Raw genomic sequence first — 17,861 nt, 5'->3', positions numbered from 1 at the left:
CCGACGCGACCAGGCGTGGGAGCCTGTCGCCATGGACTGCGTCTTCTGTTCGATCGTGGCGGGGGAGGTGCCGGCCGACGTCGTGCTCGACGAGCCGGACCTCGTCGCCTTCCTCGACCGCCGCCCGGTCTTCAAGGGTCACGTCCTGCTCGTGCCGCGACGACACGTCGACACCCTCCTCGACCTCCCGGCCGAGCTGCACGCCACGGTGCTCGGGGCCACCCAGCGCCTCGCCGCGGCCGTCGTCGGGGCGCTCGGCGCACAGGGCACGTTCGTGGCGATGAACAACGTCGTGAGCCAGTCCGTGCCGCACCTGCACGTGCACGTCGTCCCGCGCACCAAGGGCGACGGGCTGCGCGGCTTCTTCTGGCCGCGGACGACCTATGCCTCGGAGCAGGAGTCCGCCGAGCATGCCGCCCGGATCGCCGCCGCGCTGGCACCGGCCGTGGACGCCTGACCCGAGCGGACGGCATACGCCCCAGCCCGTGGGGCCAGACGTTTGCACTCTCACCCCGAGAGTGCCAATAATGGCGTTAGCACTCTCCCTAGGGGAGTGACAGAAATGGGCCGTATGCCGAGGGGCTGGGTTCGCAGCTACATGAAGCTGGGGAGACCGGTCCCGTCCGTCGCGGGCGTCATGCGGGCCACCACCAACGATTCGCGTGGAGGACCACCCGAATGGCCAAGACCATTGCGTTTGACGAAGAGGCGCGTCGCGGGCTCGAGCGGGGAATGAACATCCTCGCCGACGCCGTCCGCGTGACCCTCGGCCCCAAGGGCCGCAACGTCGTCCTGGAGAAGAAGTGGGGCGCCCCCACGATCACCAACGACGGCGTCTCGATCGCCAAGGAGATCGAGCTCGACGACCCGTACGAGAAGATCGGCGCGGAGCTCGTCAAGGAAGTTGCCAAGAAGACCGACGACGTCGCCGGTGACGGCACGACGACGGCGACCGTGCTCGCCCAGGCGATGGTGAAGGAAGGCCTGCGCAACGTGGCCGCCGGCGCCAACCCGATGGCGCTCAAGCGCGGCATCGAGAAGGCCGTCGAGGCCGTCACCGCCCGCCTGCTCGAGCAGGCCAAGGAGATCGAGACCAAGGAGCAGATCGCCTCGACCGCCAGCATCTCGGCGGCCGACGAGGAGATCGGTGCTCTCATCGCCGAGGCGATGGACAAGGTCGGCAAGGAAGGTGTCATCACCGTCGAGGACTCCAACACCATGGGCCTCGAGCTGGAGATGACGGAGGGTATGCGCTTCGACAAGGGCTACATCTCCGCCTACTTCGTCACCGACACCGAGCGCATGGAGGCCGTCCTCGACGACGCCTACGTGCTCGTCGCGAACTCCAAGATCGGCAACATCAAGGACCTCATCCCGCTCCTCGAGAAGGTCATGCAGTCGGGCAAGCCGCTGCTGATCATCGCCGAGGACATCGAGGGTGAGGCCCTCGCGACGCTCGTCGTGAACAAGATCAAGGGCACGTTCAAGTCGGTCGCCGTCAAGGCTCCCGGCTTCGGCGACCGCCGCAAGGCCATGCTCACCGACATCGCCATCCTCACCGGTGGCCAGGTCATCTCCGAGGAGGTCGGTCTCAAGCTCGAGAACGCCACCCTCGACCTGCTCGGCCGCGCTCGCAAGGTCGTCGTCACCAAGGACGAGACGACCATCGTCGAGGACGCCGAGGACCGCTCGCAGATCGAGGGCCGCATCGCCCAGATCAAGGCCGAGATCGAGAAGTCGGACTCCGACTACGACCGCGAGAAGCTCCAGGAGCGCCTCGCCAAGCTCGCCGGCGGCGTCGCCGTCATCAAGGCGGGCGCGGCCACCGAGGTCGAGCTCAAGGAGCGCAAGCACCGCATCGAGGACGCCGTCCGCAACGCGAAGGCTGCCGTCGAGGAGGGCATCGTCGCCGGTGGTGGCGTCGCTCTCATCCAGGCCGCCAAGGCGCTCGACGAGCTCGTGCTCGAGGGTGACGAGGCGACCGGCGCCAACATCGTGCGCGTCGCGACCGAGGCCCCGCTCAAGCAGATCGCGATCAACGCCGGCCTCGAGGGTGGCGTCGTCGCGGAGAAGGTGCGCGGTCTCGAGGCCGGTCACGGTCTCAACGCCGCGTCGGGTGAGTACGTCGACCTGCTCGCCGCCGGCATCATCGACCCGGTCAAGGTGACGCGCTCGGCGCTGCAGAACGCAGCCTCGATCGCGGCGCTCTTCCTCACGACCGAGGCCGTCATCGCCGACAAGCCCGAGAAGCACGCGCCGGCCATGCCCGGTGGCGACGACATGGGCGGCATGGGCGGCATGGGCTTCTGAGCCCATCCGTCTGAGCAGCACCGCAGCACGTCGCAAGGGCGGCTCCTCCTCACGGGGGAGCCGCCCTTCGTCGTCCGCGGCCCGACGCCCGGCGGCGCCGGGAGAGCGTATGCCGGGTGCCGGGGAGGGGTCAGCGGGCGAAGAGGGCGCGGGTCGCGTTCTCGTGCTCGGCGTAGGCCGTCGACGCCTTGAGGGTGAGGCGGCCGACGTCGGCCAGGGCCTCGGTCATCTGGGCCTGGATGCGCTGGTAGTCGTGCATGACGCGCTCGAACTCGACCTTGGCCGGGCCCTGCCAGTCCGCGCCCATGCCGGCGAGGCGCCCGCGCAGCTCGGCGGTGCTCGACGTGATGGTGTCGGCGAGCCGGTTGATGTCGCCGGCCGCGGCGGCGATGCGTTCGGTGTCAACGACGGAACGGGACATGGGTGCTCTCCTCGATCGTGGGCCGACCGGACGGTGGCCGCGTTCGTCCGAGGCTAGGTCGGACGGGGGAGAGGCGGCCGGCGTCGTCCACAGGGCACCGGACGGCACGCGTCGGCGGCCTGGCCTAGGCTTCGAGGCATGACCGTGTGGATCGACCAGCCGATCTGGCCCGCCCACGGTCGGCTCTTCGCCCACCTCGTCAGCGACACCTCCTACGACGAGCTGCACGCCGTCGCACATGCCGCCCAGCTGCACCCGCGGTCGTTCGACGGCGACCACTACGACGTGCCACAGGGGCGCTGGCAGGACGCCGTCGACGCCGGCGCGACGCCGACGACCGGGGTCGACCTCGCGCGCCGGCTCAACGCGTCCGGGCTGCGGCTGCGCAAGCGCAAACGTGACCGGGGGGTGCGTCGCATCCTCGACGTGTCCTTCCCGAACGGCGCGAGCGATGTCGACCTCGTCGCCTCCGACGACCCGCTCGACCCGGCCCGGGTGCTCGCGGCGATGGTCTTCGTCCGCGACCGCCGGGGCGACTTCGTCGTGGTGCACAGCGTCCGTCGCGGCGAGTGGGGCTCCCCCGGGGGGTGGCGCGAGGACGACGAGACACCGGTCGAGAACGCCGTGCGCGAGACGTTCGAGGAGACCGGCTTGCGGCTGCGCCATCCGGACGTGCTCCCTTGCGGCTACGAGCGGTTCACGCCGAAGACCGAGGACAACCTCTTCAGTCGCGAGAAGCCGTTCCTGCAGGTCTTCCGCACCCGGCTCGACGACGTGCGACCCGAGCTGACCGACGGCGACGACGGCATCCACGAGACGCGCTGGGTCACGCCGCAGGAGTACGCCGAGCTGTGCGGCCACCTCTTCTGGTGGGCCCTCGCGGTCGAGGTCTTCCCCGACCTGCGCGGACTCGCCCGCCCGCTCTGAGACGCACGTATGCCGCCCACCGAGGTGGACGGCATACGTGGTCTGTCGTGGTGGGTTCGCCTGTCACGCAGGCGGACCCGCGCGCTCAGCGCTGGTTGGTGAAGTTCAGTGCGACGTCGAGGTCGGCGTCGCGGAGCATCCGCTGGACGGCCTGGAGGTCGTCGCGGGACTTGCTCGAGACGCGCAGCTCGTCGCCCTGGATCTGGCTCTTGACGCCCTTGGGCCCCTCGTCGCGGATCAGCTTGTTGATCTTCTTCGCGTTCTCCTGGGAGATGCCCTCCTTGAGCGGCGCGTCGAGGTGGTACTCCTTGCCCGAGAGGCGCGGGCCTGCCTCGGGGACGTCGAGGTGCTTGAGGCTGACCTTGCGTTTGACGAGGTGCGTCTGCACGACGTCGAGCACTGCGAGGCAGCGCTCCTCGGTGTTCGCCTTCATCTTGATGACCTCGCCGGCGAGGTCGACGGAGGCGCCGACGTTCTTGAAGTCGTAGCGCGTGGCGATCTCCTTGCTGGCGCTGTTGACCGCGTTCGCGATCTCCTGCTTGTCGAACTTGCTGACGATGTCGAACGAGGAGTCGGCCATCGGTGGGGTCCTTCCGGATGCTGTTGTCTGGTCTGCCGGGCGGGTGTGCGAGGGGTTGCGGACACGACAAAAGAGTCGCCGCGGCCCCGATTTCGGACCGCGCCCGATCTCTTGCTATCCTTCCAGACGCACCAAGGCAGGTTGTCCGAGCGGCCAATGGAAACGGACTGTAAATCCGTCGCGAGAGCTACGAAGGTTCGAATCCTTCACCTGCCACCCAGTGCTCGGAAGGGCCCCTGACCAGCGGAAACGCCGGTCAGGGGCCCTTCTGCCGTCTCGAGGTGACCCTCAGGAGGTGACCGGACTCCAGCGTCGGTTGATGACGAGGTCCTCGAGGCTGGCCAGTCGGCGCGACAGCAGCCGTTCCGAAAGATCGTCCGGTTCGGTGGTGAGCGCCAGCAGGATGTCCGAGACGACGAAGCAGCCTATGCGGCGCGTCTCCTCGCACGGCCCGGTGCATCCCCGTGGGGCAGTCCTCACGTGACGGGCGAGAGCACGCGCTCGATGACAGGGAGGGTACGCAGAGCGCCGACCAGCCTCGTGAGGGGCAGTCGCACGAGGAGCCAGCCCAGGTCGGCCACCGCTGCGCCGAGGAGCAGGCCCGCGACGACGTCGTGGGGGTAGTGCGCGCCGACGTACACCCGGGTGGCCGCCATGAGCACTGCCGCTGCCAGCGCAAGAGCGCCCAGGCGCCTCGACACGAGCAGCAGCCCCACCGCGACGGCACCGGCCATGACGGAGTGGTCAGACGGGAAGGACCAGTCCGTGGTCCGGTCCACGAGCGTCAGTGCGGCGGGGTGCACGGCGTACGGCCGGGCCTCGGCCACGAGGGCGGCCACCGGCTGGTTGACCGCGACGGCGAGCAGGGTTCCTGCTCCCGCCCACACGGCAGCCGCGAGGTCCCGGTCGCTCGCGCCCCGACGTCGCCAGACCCCCAGCAGTATCAGTGCAGCGAACGCGACCAGGCCGTACCTCGCGTAGGCGACGGCGGGTGCGTGCAGACCCGTGGACGCGCGGGCCAGGTCGTTGATCCGCAGGAACAGGGCGTCACTGAGGTGGAGCAGGTGGGTCACGGACGTCCTTCGGAGTGGATGGAGCGGCGGCGGCCGCACGAACCCACAGCCTGACGACGAGATCTCGGAGGAATCTCAGAGACGCGCGGCAGCCTCGACGACTGGACCAGGTGTCCGCCCCAGTCCGCGCCAGCGGGGGAGCAGGAGTCGTCATCGCGTTCGGTTCCGGCGCGGCGGTGCCTGTGGGCCCCACCGGCGAACGACTCATTCCCCGGTGGGGCCCCCCGCGAGTTCGGCCACGATGTCGAGATGGCCCGCGTGCCTCGCGTATTCCTGAAGCAGGTGGAGCAGCACCCTGTCCAGACGTGCCGGTGGCTGGCCGTCCCATCTGGGGCCGGGGCGACCCACATCGGTCAGGTCGTGGGACCTGGTGACGGCGTTGCTACGTGCGGCCTGGCTGCGGAAGGCGGCCAGCAGATCCGCGAGCGACTCGTCGTCGTCCACGAACCATCGCCCATCACGGCTGTCAGCCCATGGGTCAGCAACGTGTGCGCCTTCAAATCCCCAGTCGAGCCATCGATGCTCCACGTACGTCAGATGCTTCACGAGCTGTACCGGCGTCCAACCTGACGGGAGCCGGCTCGTTCGCTGCTCGTGCTCGGACAGGCCCTCGACCCGTTCAGCGACCTGATCGCGAAAGTAGTCGAGGTAGCGAAGCAGGACCTCGGCCGATGACGACGCCGGCTGTGTCGGTTCGGGAAAAGGCGTACTCATTCGGGATCCATCTCCTGCGTCTCGTCGTGCTGATGGTCGTGGCGGCCGGGAGTGCGGTGCAGTGCACTCCCGGTGCACTCTCTGTCTGCCCACATCTCGCCCGCAGAAACCATTCTCGATCGCGAACGGCCTGGGCTCGACCAGCCCCGAGATCCAGATGTCGCCGAAGCCCCACCAGCCGGCCGCTCGCGTCGATAGCCTCAAGCGTCCGGGACGGGGGCCGTACCTCAACAACCAACAGAGGTGGAGTTCATGGGCAGGTTCCTGGGATCGAGAGCGCGTCGCGCTGCGGTGATCATGTCGGCCGTCGGGGCAATGGGGGCAGTGGGTCTGAACGCCCCGCAGGCGGTCGGCGCGCCGAACGCCGGCGCATCAGCGAAGCAGTCACAGCTGGGCAAGCATGATCGCGAGCTGCTCGCCACCGCGCGAGCCAATGGCTCGCGGACGGTGACGCTGCTCATCGCGGCCGTGCCGGGGCAGAACAACACGGTCACGACCGGCCTGCGATCGCTCGGTGCGGTGATCAGCAAGGCCGACAGCGACGTCAGCTACATCCGCGCCATCGTGCCGATCGACAAGGCTGAGGCAGCAGCCAACGTGACCGGCATCGTGGCCGCGGACCTGGACGAGGTCATTCCACTGGACGACCCGAGCCCGCAGGGAGCGCAGTCGCCTTCCCCGCAGACCCCTCCTGGCGCGGGCACCCCTCGGAACAACGCGTACATGCCGATCGGTGACACGGGCGCCGCACAGTTCACCGCAGCCCACCCCACGTGGGACGGCCGCGGCACCACGATCGGCATCGTCGACTCCGGCATCGACCTCGACCACCCCGCGCTGGCGACGACGACGACCGGTGAGCGCAAGATCACCGACTGGGTCACTGCGACTGACCCTTTCACCGATGACGACCCGACCTGGCTGGACATGTCCACCCAGATGACCGGCCCCAGCTTCACCTACGGCGGCGTGGCCTACGTCGCCCCACCGGGAAGCTACCGGGTCTCGGTCTTCAACGAGGGTGACCCGCGGCTCGGCGGAGAGGTCGGCAGCGACGTCAACCGCGACGGTGACAGCACTGACACGTTCGCGGTCCTGTGGGACGCGGCAGCCGGCACCGTCCGTGTCGACACCAACCAGGACCACAACCTGGGCAACGACCAGGTCCTGACCGACTACGCCAAGAAGTTCGACGTCGGCCACTTCGGCACGGACAACCCGGCGACGCCGGAGCACGAGTCCATGCCGTTCGTCGTCCAGACCGACGGCAAGAACAAGGTGGTCAACATCGGCATCGTGTCCGGTGAGCACGGCACCCACGTCGCCGGTATCACCGCGGCCAACCAGATGTTCGGCGGCGCGATGTCCGGCGCGGCCCCGGGCGCCAAGCTGAAGTCCGTCCGGGTCTGCATGTTCATCACCGGGTGCACCTCGCACGCCCTCATCGAGGGAATGACGTTCATCGCCAAGCAGGGCAACGTCGACGTCATCAACATGTCGATCGGTGGCCTGCCGGCGCTCAACGACGGCAACAACACCCGTGCGATCCTCTACAACCGGCTCATCGAGCAGTACAACGTCCAGATGTTCATCTCGGCCGGCAACAACGGCTCGGGCCTCAACACGATCGGCGACCCTGCCGCTGCGTCCAAGGTGCTCGCGGTCGGGTCCTACATCAGCAAGGAGACGTGGCGGAAGAACTACGGCTCCGACTCCGCCTACGTCGACAACCTGCACGGCTTCTCCTCACGCGGACCCCGCGAGGACGGCGGCTTCAAGCCTGAGATCGTCGCGCCGGGCGCTGCGATCTCGACGACCCCGATGTGGGAGACCTCGTCCCCGGTGGCTGGCACCTACGACCTCCCTGCCGGCTACTCGATGCTGCAGGGCACCTCCATGGCGTCCCCGCAGGCCGCGGGAGCAGGCGCGCTCCTCGTGAGTGCCGCGAAGCAGTCAGGAGTGCAGGTCAAGCCGGCGCAGCTGCGCGAGGCCCTGACCTCCTCTGCCCGCTACCTGGACCCCACGCGATTCGGCGCCTACGAGCAGGGCAACGGCCTGATCACCGTCGGTGCGGCCTGGGACCTGCTCAAGACCAACCTCAAGCCGGTCGACATCAGCTCGTCGGTCGCGGTTCACACGCTCCTGTCGGGCTTCCTCGCGACGCCCGGCCGCGGCGAGGGGATCTTCGACCGTGAGGGAGTCGCCCCTGGCGCCTCCTACACGCGCACCTACACCTTCACCCGGACCTCGGGCAGCGGCGGCAGCCGCACCTACAACCTGAGCTGGGTGGGCAACGACGGCACCTTCGCGTCGCCTGCCTCGGTGACGCTGCCCCTGAACACCCCGACCCAGGTCGCCGTCTCCGTCAACCCCCTCCATGCGGGCACGCACTCGGCGATCCTCAAGCTCGACGACCCATCCACATCGGGCATCGAGAAGGCGACCCTCAACACCGTCGTGGCCGCTGAGGCGTTCACCGCAGCGAACAACTTCTCGGTGGCTCACCCGGGCAGCATCGGCCGGAACCAGGTGACCAGCTACTTCTACGCGGTGCCGGCCAACACTCCGGCGCTCAAGGTCGATCTCGTCGGCGGAGGCAGCACCCCCGGCGCGGGACAGATCCGGTTCCTCCGGTTCCACCCCTACGGAGTGGCGATCGACGACAACTCGTCGCTCAGCTGCTACACCCCGACATCCGGGACTTGCGCCACGGGTGCGGCCACCAGCCGCACGACGAGCAACCCGCAGGCCGGGGTCTGGGAGGTCACCGTCGAGGCGCGGCGCACCTCCGACGCCGAGAACGCCCCCTACACCCTCACGGCGTCCATCCTCGGAGCGACGGTGTCGCCCAACCCCGACACCATCGCCTCAGCGGCCCTCGGAGTCCCGCTGGCTCGCAGCTACACCCTGACCAACGGCTTCGGCGCCTTCACCGGCCGGGCCATCGGCACCACGCTGGGCAGCGCGAAGATGCTGAGGCCGACGATCGCGGCAGGTGCCCAGCAGCAGGTTCGGGTCTCCGTCACGCCCGGGTCGACGTCCCTGCGGGCCACCATCGGGTCGGCCGGCGACACGGGCGCCGACCTCGACCTGTACGTCTACAACTGCACGACCGGCACCTGCGTGCTCGCCGGTCAGTCCGCCGACGGTGACAGTGAGGAGTCGGTGACCATCGCCAACCCGGCGGCTGGTCTCTGGGTGACCCTTGTCGACGGCTTCGCCGTCCCCCAGGGGTCGACGACGTTCGACTACGTCGACGTGTTCGGCAACCCGGCTTTCGGTTCTGTCGCCGTCACGGACGCGAACGCCCTCCGACCCGCGGGGTCGTCGTGGACCGTCCCCGGCACCGTGACCGCCAACACGGCGCCCGCCGCCGGTCGGGTCCTGCTCGGCACGGTGCAGGTCCGCACCGACACCGGCATCCTGGTCGGTAGTGGCAACGTCATCGTGAATGCCGTGAACCCGTAGCCTCCGCGCTCGGACGCGACATAACCACGGAGGGTCTCCCCGGGACGATCCCTGGAGGGGCTCTCCGTGGTCCGTGCCCCCGACGGCGGTCGAGCGCATCCGCGGGGCAACCCTCAAGAGCGATGGGTGGGGTTGTCGGGTCACTGCGGAGGGTCCCAATGCGACCGGGTGGTCGTAGGGTTGAGGCATCGCGGGACTGCTGGCAGCAGGGGACTGCCGCCACCCCCGCTGTGTGGTCGCGTGGGCCGCTTCGCACGAAGAAGTCGGCCCGTTTGCTCCTCCCGGGATTGCCGGGTCGGGCCTGGTGTCGAGCACGGCTCGGCGACGAAGAGGAGCGACCCGATGGATGCCCAGTCAGTCGATGTTGAGCGTCGCTGGGCCGCTGAGAAGCGCGACTTCGTCGGTGACCGCCGTGACGAGGTCGCTGATGAGCGAGACGTGGCCGGCGACGTGCGAGACCTGAAGGCCGACGCGCGAGAACGAGCGCTGGACCAGCGGGAACGGGAGCTGGCCGCCAAAGAGGCCGAGCTGGGTGTGCCACGCGACTCCGCTGGGGCGGTGACGAATCGGGACGACGCGGACGCCCGCGAACGGGCCCGCCAGGACCGAGACGGGTCAAGGGCCGAGAGAGATGCCGCGGCTGGAGCGCGCGAGGATGCCACGGATCGACGGTTGGAGGCCACCCCCACGACGCGCCTGGCCTCAGCTTTCGCCGACATCGCCGAGAACCTCTACGCAGCCGACTCATACGACGCGATCCTCCTGCGCATCGCAGAGACGGCAGTCAGCACGGTCGCAGGGTGCCAGATGGCCAGCGTCACGGTCGGTGAGGGCGGGACCTATCGCACCGCCTCGACGACGGACGCGAGTGCGTCGGCCGTCGACCAGGCGCAGTACGACGCGCGAGAGGGCCCGTGCCTGGATGCCATGGCCGCGCCGATCGTCTACGCGAAGTCATTCCCTGACAACCGCTGGCCCACGCTCTCGTCGCGTCCGGCTGATCTGGGCGCGTACTCGGCCGCGTCGTATCGCTTGGCAACGGTGAGTCAGGCAGCACGGAGCAGCGGAGCCTCGCTGAACACCTATGGCGCCGAGCCGGATGCGTTCAGCGAGGAAGCGCAGCAGATCGGGCTGATCCTGGCGGCGCACGCCTCGATGGCGTCAAGGGTGGTCCGCGAGCGAGACGGCCTTGCGGATGTGGCCGAGAACCTGCACAAGGCACTGCTGAACCGGGATGTCATCGGCCAGGCCAAGGGGATCCTCATGGAGCGGCTCAAGCTCACTCCCGAGGACGCCTTCGACGCATTGCGTCAGGCGTCGAACCAGCTGAACGAAAAGCTTCACAGGGTCGCGCTCACACTTGCGGAGACCGGCGAGCTCCACAGCCCGGCCGGCCCCGAGTGACGCGCACCAGTCCGCACGCCGCCAAGGCTCCGACGAGGTGGTCGCGACGGTCGACGCACCGCGGGTGATGCCGGCCAGGTCCTACCGGGGGTCGTTCTCGCTGACGCCGAGCCGGACCTTGCCCTTGCTCGGGCACTCGTCGGAGTGCGCGAGCGCGTCCTTGCGGGCCTTGTCCCGGGCCCGACGGGCCGGGCCCGTCCAGTCGCAGCTCTTGCAGTAGCCCAGCACGAACGAGCCGTCCTCCTGCGTCGAGTCGGCGTCGACGCGTTCGAGCGTCGCCTGGTGCTTGTTGCCCTCACCGTCCTTGACCGTGAGCTCGTCACCGCGGCGCTTGAAGAACCGCGGACCACCCCCAGACTTCGCCATGGCGACATCGTCGCCTGCTTCGGCGCCGAGGCCAAGTCGCTGCCCAGCGCGCGGATGCCGCCCGGGCGGACCAGGCTGCCGCCGGGGCAGGACGACCTGCGAGGGCCGTGTCGCGGCGATAAGGGAACGAATCAGAGAATTCTGCGAATCACGCTCTTGCACAAACGAACCCGTCGGTGCTACAACATTCCTACAGCGCATGCCACGACGTGTGAGATGCGGTCGTGGCCACCATGGAGCATCTGGACATGATGGAGGTGACGACGATGCTGATGCGCACTGACCCCTTCCGTGAGACCTTCCGGGACCTCGACCGGGTGGCCCAGCTCGCCCTCGGGACCAGCGGCACGCTGGCCAGGCCTTCGGCCATGCCGATGGACGCCTGGCGAGACGGAGACACCTTCCACGTCGAGCTGGACCTGCCGGGCGTCGACCCGCAGTCCATCGACCTCGACGTCGAGCGCAACGTCGTGACGGTCAAGGCCGAGCGTCCCACCCGCGCGAGCGATGCCGACCTCGTCGCCGCCGAGCGGCCGCGTGGCGTGTTCAGCCGCCAGCTCGTGCTGGGCGACAGCCTCGACACCGAGCACATCCGCGCGAGCTACGACGCCGGCGTGCTGCGGCTCGCGATCCCGGTGGCTGAGCGCGCCAAGCCGCGCAGGATCGCGATCTCGCACGACGCCGACGACCGGAAGACCATCACCGCCTGAGGGGACGTGGCGGTCATGGACACACGCACCGAGGCGGTCGCCGACGTCGACGAGGTCTTCATGGCCCTCGTCTGCGACGACGACGAGCTGCTGCGCGCCGAGTTCGACGCGATCGTCAGCGCCGGGTGGCCGCCCGTCGGCACGTCCTCCCGACCCGACCACCCCGGAGCTGCTCCTCGCGAGCGCACGCGCCTCGAGGAGGGCCGCCGCGTGGCGACGCAACGCGCCGTGCGGCGGGACGGCGGTCCCGTCGACCGTGGCCGGGAGCGCGCTCCGCCACCGTGAGTGGGCGCCGAGGGCTCGTTCCGCTGCCGGCTCACCGGGTGGCCCGTGCCACCCGGTGAGCCGGTTCACGACGCCAGCGCCGGTGCCGTCTCGAGCGCGTGGCGGGCGCTCGTGGCCGCCCGTCGAAGCGCCTCACCCACCGGTTGGGTCCGGTGCTCGTCGGAGAGGATCTCGACACCCCACGGTCCGGTCCAGCCGGCGCTCCGCAGGTCGGTGATCATCGCCGTGAGGTCGAAGTCGCCCTCCCCGCAGTAGCGCCGGCGGTGCACGGTGTCCTCGAAGAGCGTGCCCACCACGCACTCGTCCGCGTCGTTCAGCTCGACGCCGATGATGCGCTCGAGCGGCACCGCTGCGAGGTCCGCGGGAGGGGTGCCGGCCCGTGCGACGTGCCAGGTGTCGATGATGACGCCGCCCGCCGGATGGCCGGCCGCCGTGACGAGCTGCAGGCCCTCGGCCAGCGACGCGACGTTCGACCACGGGAAGAACTCGATCCCGAGCCGCGCGCCCACGTCGTGGGCCTGGGCTGCGAGCTCGGCGAACCGGGCGGCCCAGAGTCCGCGGTCCCACGGCCCGTCGTCCCCGTCGGGGGTGACCTTGAGGTGCCGGGCGCCCAGCACCTCCGCCGCCTCGAGCAGGGCGTGCCGGACGCGAAAGGACTCCTGCTCGTGGGCTCCGACGTCCCACCACCAGGGGATGCCCTCGAGCTCGAGGTGAGTGATCCCGTTGTCGGCGAGCAGGTCGCGGATCCCGGTGAGGCCGTATGCCGTCACGGCCGCCGGGAGGTCGTCGGACAGCAGGCCGAAGCCTCGGAAGCCGGCCGCTGACGCGGCCTCGACCCGCTCGCGCAGGGAGAGCGGACTCCGCAGGTCGGCGCGGTCGGAGGCGGCGTCGCCGGCGCTGCTCCAGCAGGTGGCGAGCAGCTCGTCGGGTGCCGGAGCAGTCGTCATCGGAGGTCCTTCGCGACGTCGGCGTGCGCGGGCCGGGGGCCGAGACCGACGGCGTCGTAGCACTGGTCGATGAGTCGCATCGTCAGCACGGCGTCGTCGGCGTCGGTGCGGGCCGGGGTGCCCGTGCGGATCGCAGTCGTCAGCGCCTCGAGCTGGTAGGTGTACGACGACCGTCGACCCAGGCGCTCGGTGCGGGTGCCGGCGGCGGTGGTGACGACGAGGCGGTCGTCGTCGTGCGGGTTGACGAAGTCGGTGATGACGGCCTCGCCCGCGGTCCCCACGAGCCGGTGGCTCATCTCGTGGTGGTCGCTGGCCATGGTGCAGCCGGCCGTCCCGGTGACGCCGCTGGGAAATGCCAGCTCCGCGGTCAGCCACTCGTCGACGCCGGGGTGGCCGGCGCGCTCGCCGCCCGTGGCGCCGACCAGGGTGGGCTCGCCGCCCGCATACGGGGCGAGCAGGCGCATCGTGTGCAGGCTGTAGCAGCCGAGGTCCATGAGCGCTCCGCCGCTCAGCTCGAGGGACCATCGGGGGTCGGAGGCGGTGGGCGCCGGCATGTCCATGACGGTCTCGACGTGACGCAGCTCGCCGAGCTCGCCGCTCGCCAGGATCTCGTGGAGCCGCGAGACGAGCGGGTGCCAGAGGTAGTGGAACCCCTCGAAGAACTGCTGCCCGCTCAGCCGGGCGGCCGCGGCGACCGTCTCGGCCTCGGTGACGTTGCTCGCGGAGGGCTTCTCGGTGAAGACGTGCTTCCCCGCGGCCAGCGCGGCGATGTTCCACGGGCCGTGCAGGCTGTTGGCGAGCGGGTTGTAGACCACCTCGACCTCGGGGTCCTCGATGACGTCGAGGTAGGAGTCGTGGACGCGTTCGACGCCGTGGGCGCCGGCGAACGCTTCGGCCCTGGAGCGATCGCGAGCGGCGACGGCGACGAGTCGGGCACCGGTGATCCTCGAGGGTTTGACGAGGGCGAGCTCGGTGATGCGTGCCGCCCCGAGGACGCCGACGCGGAGCGGCTCCGTCGCGAGTCCCTCGTCGTCCGAGCCGGTCATGGGAGCCGGACCTCGTCGATCCGCACCGGGCGGTGCTCATGCAGCGACAGGGTGGCGGCCTCGGCGATGTAGGCCACGGCGAGGGCGTCGTCGACGGTGCACGGCGAGGTGCGTCGCCCGGCGACGACGTCGGTGAACGCCTGCAGCTCGGCGCGGAAGGCGGCGGTGAGCCGGTCCATGAAGAAGGTGGCCGGCGGTCCGGAGGGCCAGGTGGCTCCCGGCTCGAGGTTGCGCAGGGGAGTCGTGTCGCTCCATCCGGCGGCGACGCTGTCCGCGGTCCCGTGCAGCTCGAGGCGCACGTCGTAGCCGCGGGGGTTGTAGCGGGTGTTCGACACGACCGCTGTCGCTCCGTCGTCGAAGGTCAGCAGGGTCGCCGCGGTGGCGACGTCGCCGAGCTCGGCGAAGACGTCCGCGCCCCGGGCGCTCCCGGTGGCGTAGACCTCGACGACCTCCCGGCCGGTGACCCATCGGACGGTGTCGAAGTCGTGCACGCTGCAGTCGCGGAAGATGCCGCCGGAGGTCTCGATGTAGGCGCGGGGAGCGGGGGCCGGGTCCAAGGTCGTCGACCGCACCGTGTGGACCCACCCGAGCTCCCCGGCCTCGACGGCCTGGCGGGCAGCGCTGAAGGCCGGGTCGAAGCGGCGCGGGTAGCCGACCTGGACCCCGGCACCGTGCTCCGTGACGTAGCGGGCGATCGCCGCCGCCTCGGCGAGGTCGGCCGACAGCGGCTTCTCGCAGAAGACGGGCACGCCGGCATCGACTCCGGCCCGGATCAGCTCCGTGTGCGCGTCGGTGGCGGCGGCGATGACGATCGCGTCGACGCCATCGCCAAGCAGGCTCGCGGGTGACTCCGCGACGTCGGCGCCGACTCGATCCGCCACGGCCCTCGTCACCTCCGCCACGACGTCGGTGACGACGAGGGAGTCGACATCGGGAAGCTGGGACAGGGTGTCGGCGTGGAACGAGCCGATCCTGCCGAGACCGATGAGGCCGAGACGCATGGGATCTCCTGGGGGCGGGGTGTGGGTGCGACGGCACCCGGTCCGCCGAGGCGACCGAGGACGTCGTGGTCCCGGTTGATGACCTCAGCGTGCGGGACAGGGCGGCCGCACGGCACCGTTCGGACCCGTCAAAAAGACCTCAGCCGAACGGGTCGGGCGTCAGTGCGCGTGGATGCGCGGGGGGATGTTGTATGCCGTCACGACCTCGACGTTGGCCGCGACCGACGTGGGTGCCCCGGGCACGAGGCGGTGGGCACGCATGACCTGACGGACGCCGGCCCGCATGTCGGCGTGGAGGTCGTGGTGGAGCACGGCGGTGAGCACCCCGGAGCGCAGCAGGTCGAGGTTGTCCTCGTCGAGGTCGTGGCCGATGAAGACACCGGGCGGCCGGCCCGCCGCGACGAAGGCCGCCGAGATGGCCCGGTTGCCGCCGCCGACCGAGTAGGCGGCGCGCACCTCCGGCTCCGACCGGAGCACGTCGGAGACGAGCGCGGACATCGTCGCGTCGAGCCCGTCGCTGTCCGTGATCGTGTGGACGCGCCGGTCGGGTGCCAGACGACCGAGGGCGACCGTGAACGCCTCGGCCCGCTCCCGCTCGCCGAAGAAGAACGACCGGCTGAGGCTCAGCAGCACGTCACCGGGCCGGTCGCCGAGCACCTGGGACACGAGATAGGCGGCGGTGGCGCCGGCCGCGGCGTTGTCGAGCCCCACGTACGCCACCCGAGCGCTGTCGCGGACGTCGGTGACGAGCGTGACGACGGGGATACCGCGGTCGGCGAGGCGGCCCACGGCCGCGGCCACGGCCGGGTCGTCCGGCGCCTTGAGCACGACGCCGTGGCAGACGCGCCCGCGCCGGCCGAGGCTGTCGAGCACCTCGACGGCGGCCGCGACGTCGGCGTTCTCACGCAGGTGGAAGCGCGCTCGGACCGCGGCCGGGCGCAGCGCGGGCAGCTCGTCCTCGAGCGCCGACCGGACCGCCGTGCTGAATCGGGTCGGCGCCTGGACGACGACGTCGAGCAGGAGCGTGCGGGCCGCGAGGCGCAGCTGGGTCTGCTGGCGATCGAGGTCGAGCACGGCCTGCTCGACGGCGCGCACGGCGCGCGCGCTCGCCCCAGCCCGGCCGTGGAGCACCCGGTCGATCGTCGCCTCCGACAGTCCCGACTGCTCGGCGATGTCGCGGACGCGGTGCGACCGCGCGCGGTGCTGGGCCATCCCCGGAGCGTAGTCTCCAGGGGACGCGTCTGAGGTGTTTCTGAGGTCATCCGGTGGGTCGGCGCCCCCTCCGTGGGCCGCATCCTTGAGGCACGGCCAGCGCCGCTCCGGGCGGCGCACGGTCGGACCCCGATCACCGTCGATCCGCCCGAGGAGGGCACCATGACCATCACGCCGACCAGCTCGCGCACCGGCTGGATCCGTCCCGAGGACGCCCAGCTGTCCGACCTGCTCGAGGTGCTCGCCGAGCGGACCGACCTCGCCGACTACCCGCACGCAGCCCGCGTCGAGCAGGAGGTCCTCGTCTACGACTGGGCCACGCTGCGGCATACGGCCGCGGACGACGTGATACGGCGTGACGTCCAGGCCGAGCTGGCGCGGGCCTTCTCCGACGGCCCCGGAATCGTCGTCCTGGCAGGCGCTTTCGAGGCCGAGATCCTCGACCGGGCGACCGCAGCCTTCGAGCGGATGATCGCCGAGCAGCGCGCGAGCGGCACGGCGGCGGGTGACCACTTCGCCAAGCCGGGCGCCAACGACCGCATCTGGAACGCCCTCGAGAAGCTCGCCGTGGCCGACCCCGGGGCGTTCGTCGACTACTACGCCAACGACGCCGTCGCGCTCGCCGCGCAGGCCTGGCTCGGGCCGGGCTACCAGGTCACCTCACAGCTCAACGTCGTCAACCCCGGGGGCGCCGGGCAGACGGTGCATCGCGACTACCACCTCGGCTTCCAGTCCGCCGAGACGTGCGCCCGCTACCCGTCGCACGTGCACGTCCTCTCGCAGGCGCTGACCCTGCAGGGCGCGGTCGCGCACGTCGACATGCCCGCCGAGTCCGGTCCGACGCTCTACCTGCCGCACAGCCAGAAGTACACGCACGGCTACGTCGCCTACCAGCAGCCGGAGTTCCAGGCGTACTTCGTGGCCCACCACGTGCAGCTGCCGCTGTCGGCCGGCGACGCCGTCTTCTTCAACCCCGCTCTGCTCCACGCCGCCGGCACGAACCACACGACGGACGTGCGCCGGATGGCCAACCTGCTGCAGGTCAGCTCGGCCTTCGGCCGGGCGATGGAGACCGTCGACCGGGCGCGGGTCGTCGAGGCGATCCACCCGGCGTTGGTTGCTGCGCGCTCTGCCGGGATGCAGCCGCGGGAGATCGGCAACGTCGTCGCCGCGAGCGCGGAGGGGTACGCGTTCCCGACGAACCTCGACCGTGACCAGCCGGTCGACGGTCTGTCGCCGCGGACGCAGGCAGAGCTCGTCACCGAGGCGCTCGCCGCCGACCAGCCGCTCGACGAGCTGCGGGGCGCTCTGACGCGCCAGCTGTCCGGCCGCGACAGTCACTGACGAGGGGGCGCAGTAACCTGAACCCCACGCCCTGACCGTTCGACCCCACAGAT

At 70.4% G+C, this 17,861-nt stretch carries 17 protein-coding genes and 1 tRNA gene; 9 read left to right on the top strand and 9 right to left on the bottom strand.

The genetic code is table 11. The annotated features are described in order from the left end of the window. The first annotated feature begins 31 nt into the window (after positions 1-31). Positions 32-457: an HIT family protein gene (locus tag ASH01_RS03695; RefSeq protein ID WP_056771440.1), complete on the top strand. Its 426-nt coding sequence runs from the start codon at positions 32-34 to the stop codon at positions 455-457. A gap of 221 nt (positions 458-678) precedes the next feature. After that, complete coding sequence (groL, locus tag ASH01_RS03690) at positions 679-2,310, top strand: chaperonin GroEL (RefSeq protein WP_056771437.1); 1,632 nt, start codon at positions 679-681, stop codon at positions 2,308-2,310. Positions 2,311-2,440: 130 nt separating this feature from the next. Here the strand turns inward: groL and ASH01_RS03685 are convergent, their stop codons facing one another. Next, on the bottom strand, positions 2,441-2,731 hold the full coding sequence (locus ASH01_RS03685) for a WXG100 family type VII secretion target (protein WP_056771435.1): 291 nt from the start codon (positions 2,729-2,731) through the stop codon (positions 2,441-2,443). A gap of 138 nt (positions 2,732-2,869) precedes the next feature. On the opposite strand from ASH01_RS03685, the gene ASH01_RS03680 reads away from it, so the two are divergent. Continuing rightward, a complete protein-coding gene (locus ASH01_RS03680; protein ID WP_056771433.1) occupies positions 2,870-3,658 on the top strand; it encodes a DUF4031 domain-containing protein in 789 nt (262 codons plus the stop codon). An 85-nt stretch (positions 3,659-3,743) separates the two neighbouring features. Here ASH01_RS03680 and ASH01_RS03675 read toward each other — a convergent pair whose 3' ends face one another. Then, a complete protein-coding gene (locus ASH01_RS03675) occupies positions 3,744-4,238 on the bottom strand; it encodes a YajQ family cyclic di-GMP-binding protein (protein WP_056771430.1) in 495 nt (164 codons plus the stop codon). A gap of 135 nt (positions 4,239-4,373) precedes the next feature. Here ASH01_RS03675 and ASH01_RS03670 point away from each other — a divergent pair. Continuing rightward, positions 4,374-4,454 (top strand) — tRNA-Tyr (locus tag ASH01_RS03670). Between the two features lie 260 nt (positions 4,455-4,714). Here ASH01_RS03670 and ASH01_RS03660 read toward each other — a convergent pair. Continuing rightward, positions 4,715-5,311 (bottom strand): phosphatase PAP2 family protein, encoded by a 597-nt coding sequence (locus ASH01_RS03660; protein WP_056771424.1) that lies wholly within the window; start codon positions 5,309-5,311, stop codon positions 4,715-4,717. A 204-nt stretch (positions 5,312-5,515) separates the two neighbouring features. Further along, the gene (locus tag ASH01_RS03655; protein WP_056771421.1) at positions 5,516-6,025 is read right to left on the bottom strand and encodes a DinB family protein; all 510 of its coding nucleotides are present in this window, start codon (positions 6,023-6,025) and stop codon (positions 5,516-5,518) included. A 315-nt stretch (positions 6,026-6,340) separates the two neighbouring features. Between ASH01_RS03655 and ASH01_RS03650 the strand changes: the two genes are divergently transcribed. Both ASH01_RS03650 and ASH01_RS03645 read left to right on the top strand, forming a co-directional pair. After that, positions 6,341-9,493, top strand: coding sequence for a S8 family serine peptidase (locus ASH01_RS03650; protein WP_235509538.1), 3,153 nt, complete (start codon positions 6,341-6,343; stop codon positions 9,491-9,493). 342 nt (positions 9,494-9,835) lie between these two features. Next, the gene (locus tag ASH01_RS03645; protein WP_056771416.1) at positions 9,836-10,897 is read left to right on the top strand and encodes an ANTAR domain-containing protein; all 1,062 of its coding nucleotides are present in this window, start codon (positions 9,836-9,838) and stop codon (positions 10,895-10,897) included. Between the two features lie 81 nt (positions 10,898-10,978). Here the strand turns inward: ASH01_RS03645 and ASH01_RS03640 are convergent, their stop codons facing one another. Next, positions 10,979-11,263 (bottom strand): hypothetical protein, encoded by a 285-nt coding sequence (locus ASH01_RS03640; RefSeq protein WP_056771413.1) that lies wholly within the window; start codon positions 11,261-11,263, stop codon positions 10,979-10,981. Between the two features lie 266 nt (positions 11,264-11,529). Between ASH01_RS03640 and ASH01_RS03635 the strand changes: the two genes are divergently transcribed. Next, on the top strand, positions 11,530-11,973 hold the full coding sequence (locus ASH01_RS03635) for an Hsp20/alpha crystallin family protein (protein ID WP_056772665.1): 444 nt from the start codon (positions 11,530-11,532) through the stop codon (positions 11,971-11,973). Between the two features lie 15 nt (positions 11,974-11,988). Beyond that, positions 11,989-12,258: a hypothetical protein gene (locus ASH01_RS03630; protein WP_156415399.1), complete on the top strand. Its 270-nt coding sequence runs from the start codon at positions 11,989-11,991 to the stop codon at positions 12,256-12,258. Between the two features lie 65 nt (positions 12,259-12,323). Here ASH01_RS03630 and ASH01_RS03625 read toward each other — a convergent pair whose 3' ends face one another. The 4 genes from ASH01_RS03625 to ASH01_RS03610 form a co-directional block, all read right to left on the bottom strand. Next, positions 12,324-13,205, bottom strand: a complete 882-nt coding sequence (locus tag ASH01_RS03625) for a sugar phosphate isomerase/epimerase family protein (protein ID WP_056771408.1) — start codon at positions 13,203-13,205, stop codon at positions 12,324-12,326. Then, positions 13,202-14,251, bottom strand: a complete 1,050-nt coding sequence (locus ASH01_RS03620) for a Gfo/Idh/MocA family protein (RefSeq protein WP_056771405.1) — start codon at positions 14,249-14,251, stop codon at positions 13,202-13,204. The genes ASH01_RS03625 and ASH01_RS03620 overlap by 4 nt, the downstream gene beginning before the upstream one ends. Continuing rightward, positions 14,248-15,252 carry a Gfo/Idh/MocA family protein gene (locus tag ASH01_RS03615; RefSeq protein ID WP_056771402.1) on the bottom strand — a complete coding sequence of 335 codons (1,005 nt, stop codon included), beginning with the start codon at positions 15,250-15,252 and terminating at the stop codon, positions 14,248-14,250. Before ASH01_RS03615 ends, ASH01_RS03620 begins: the two co-directional genes overlap by 4 nt. A 159-nt stretch (positions 15,253-15,411) precedes the next feature. Then, complete coding sequence (locus tag ASH01_RS03610; RefSeq protein WP_056771399.1) at positions 15,412-16,464, bottom strand: LacI family DNA-binding transcriptional regulator; 1,053 nt, start codon at positions 16,462-16,464, stop codon at positions 15,412-15,414. Positions 16,465-16,626: 162 nt separating this feature from the next. On the opposite strand from ASH01_RS03610, the gene ASH01_RS03605 reads away from it, so the two are divergent. Beyond that, positions 16,627-17,808 carry a phytanoyl-CoA dioxygenase family protein gene (locus ASH01_RS03605; RefSeq protein WP_056772663.1) on the top strand — a complete coding sequence of 394 codons (1,182 nt, stop codon included), beginning with the start codon at positions 16,627-16,629 and terminating at the stop codon, positions 17,806-17,808. Positions 17,809-17,861 lie beyond the last annotated feature (53 nt).

The organism is Terrabacter sp. Soil811 (assembly GCF_001429655.1).
Classification (GTDB): Bacteria; Actinomycetota; Actinomycetes; order Actinomycetales; family Dermatophilaceae; genus Terrabacter.
The sequence above is the reverse complement of the archived record's forward strand: the minus strand, read 5'-3'. Positions and strand labels throughout refer to the sequence as shown.

Coding starts and splice junctions, on each gene's coding strand:
- ASH01_RS03695 (WP_056771440.1), top strand. CDS start 32: ATGGACTGCGTCTTCTGTTCGATCGTGGCGGGGGAGGTGCCGGCCGAC.
- groL (WP_056771437.1), top strand. CDS start 679: ATGGCCAAGACCATTGCGTTTGACGAAGAGGCGCGTCGCGGGCTCGAG.
- ASH01_RS03685 (WP_056771435.1), bottom strand. CDS start 2,731: ATGTCCCGTTCCGTCGTTGACACCGAACGCATCGCCGCCGCGGCCGGC.
- ASH01_RS03680 (WP_056771433.1), top strand. CDS start 2,870: ATGACCGTGTGGATCGACCAGCCGATCTGGCCCGCCCACGGTCGGCTC.
- ASH01_RS03675 (WP_056771430.1), bottom strand. CDS start 4,238: ATGGCCGACTCCTCGTTCGACATCGTCAGCAAGTTCGACAAGCAGGAG.
- ASH01_RS03655 (WP_056771421.1), bottom strand. CDS start 6,025: ATGAGTACGCCTTTTCCCGAACCGACACAGCCGGCGTCGTCATCGGCC.
- ASH01_RS03650 (WP_235509538.1), top strand. CDS start 6,341: ATGGGGGCAGTGGGTCTGAACGCCCCGCAGGCGGTCGGCGCGCCGAAC.
- ASH01_RS03645 (WP_056771416.1), top strand. CDS start 9,836: ATGGATGCCCAGTCAGTCGATGTTGAGCGTCGCTGGGCCGCTGAGAAG.
- ASH01_RS03640 (WP_056771413.1), bottom strand. CDS start 11,263: ATGGCGAAGTCTGGGGGTGGTCCGCGGTTCTTCAAGCGCCGCGGTGAC.
- ASH01_RS03635 (WP_056772665.1), top strand. CDS start 11,530: ATGCTGATGCGCACTGACCCCTTCCGTGAGACCTTCCGGGACCTCGAC.
- ASH01_RS03630 (WP_156415399.1), top strand. CDS start 11,989: ATGGACACACGCACCGAGGCGGTCGCCGACGTCGACGAGGTCTTCATG.
- ASH01_RS03625 (WP_056771408.1), bottom strand. CDS start 13,205: ATGACGACTGCTCCGGCACCCGACGAGCTGCTCGCCACCTGCTGGAGC.
- ASH01_RS03620 (WP_056771405.1), bottom strand. CDS start 14,251: ATGACCGGCTCGGACGACGAGGGACTCGCGACGGAGCCGCTCCGCGTC.
- ASH01_RS03615 (WP_056771402.1), bottom strand. CDS start 15,252: ATGCGTCTCGGCCTCATCGGTCTCGGCAGGATCGGCTCGTTCCACGCC.
- ASH01_RS03610 (WP_056771399.1), bottom strand. CDS start 16,464: ATGGCCCAGCACCGCGCGCGGTCGCACCGCGTCCGCGACATCGCCGAG.
- ASH01_RS03605 (WP_056772663.1), top strand. CDS start 16,627: ATGACCATCACGCCGACCAGCTCGCGCACCGGCTGGATCCGTCCCGAG.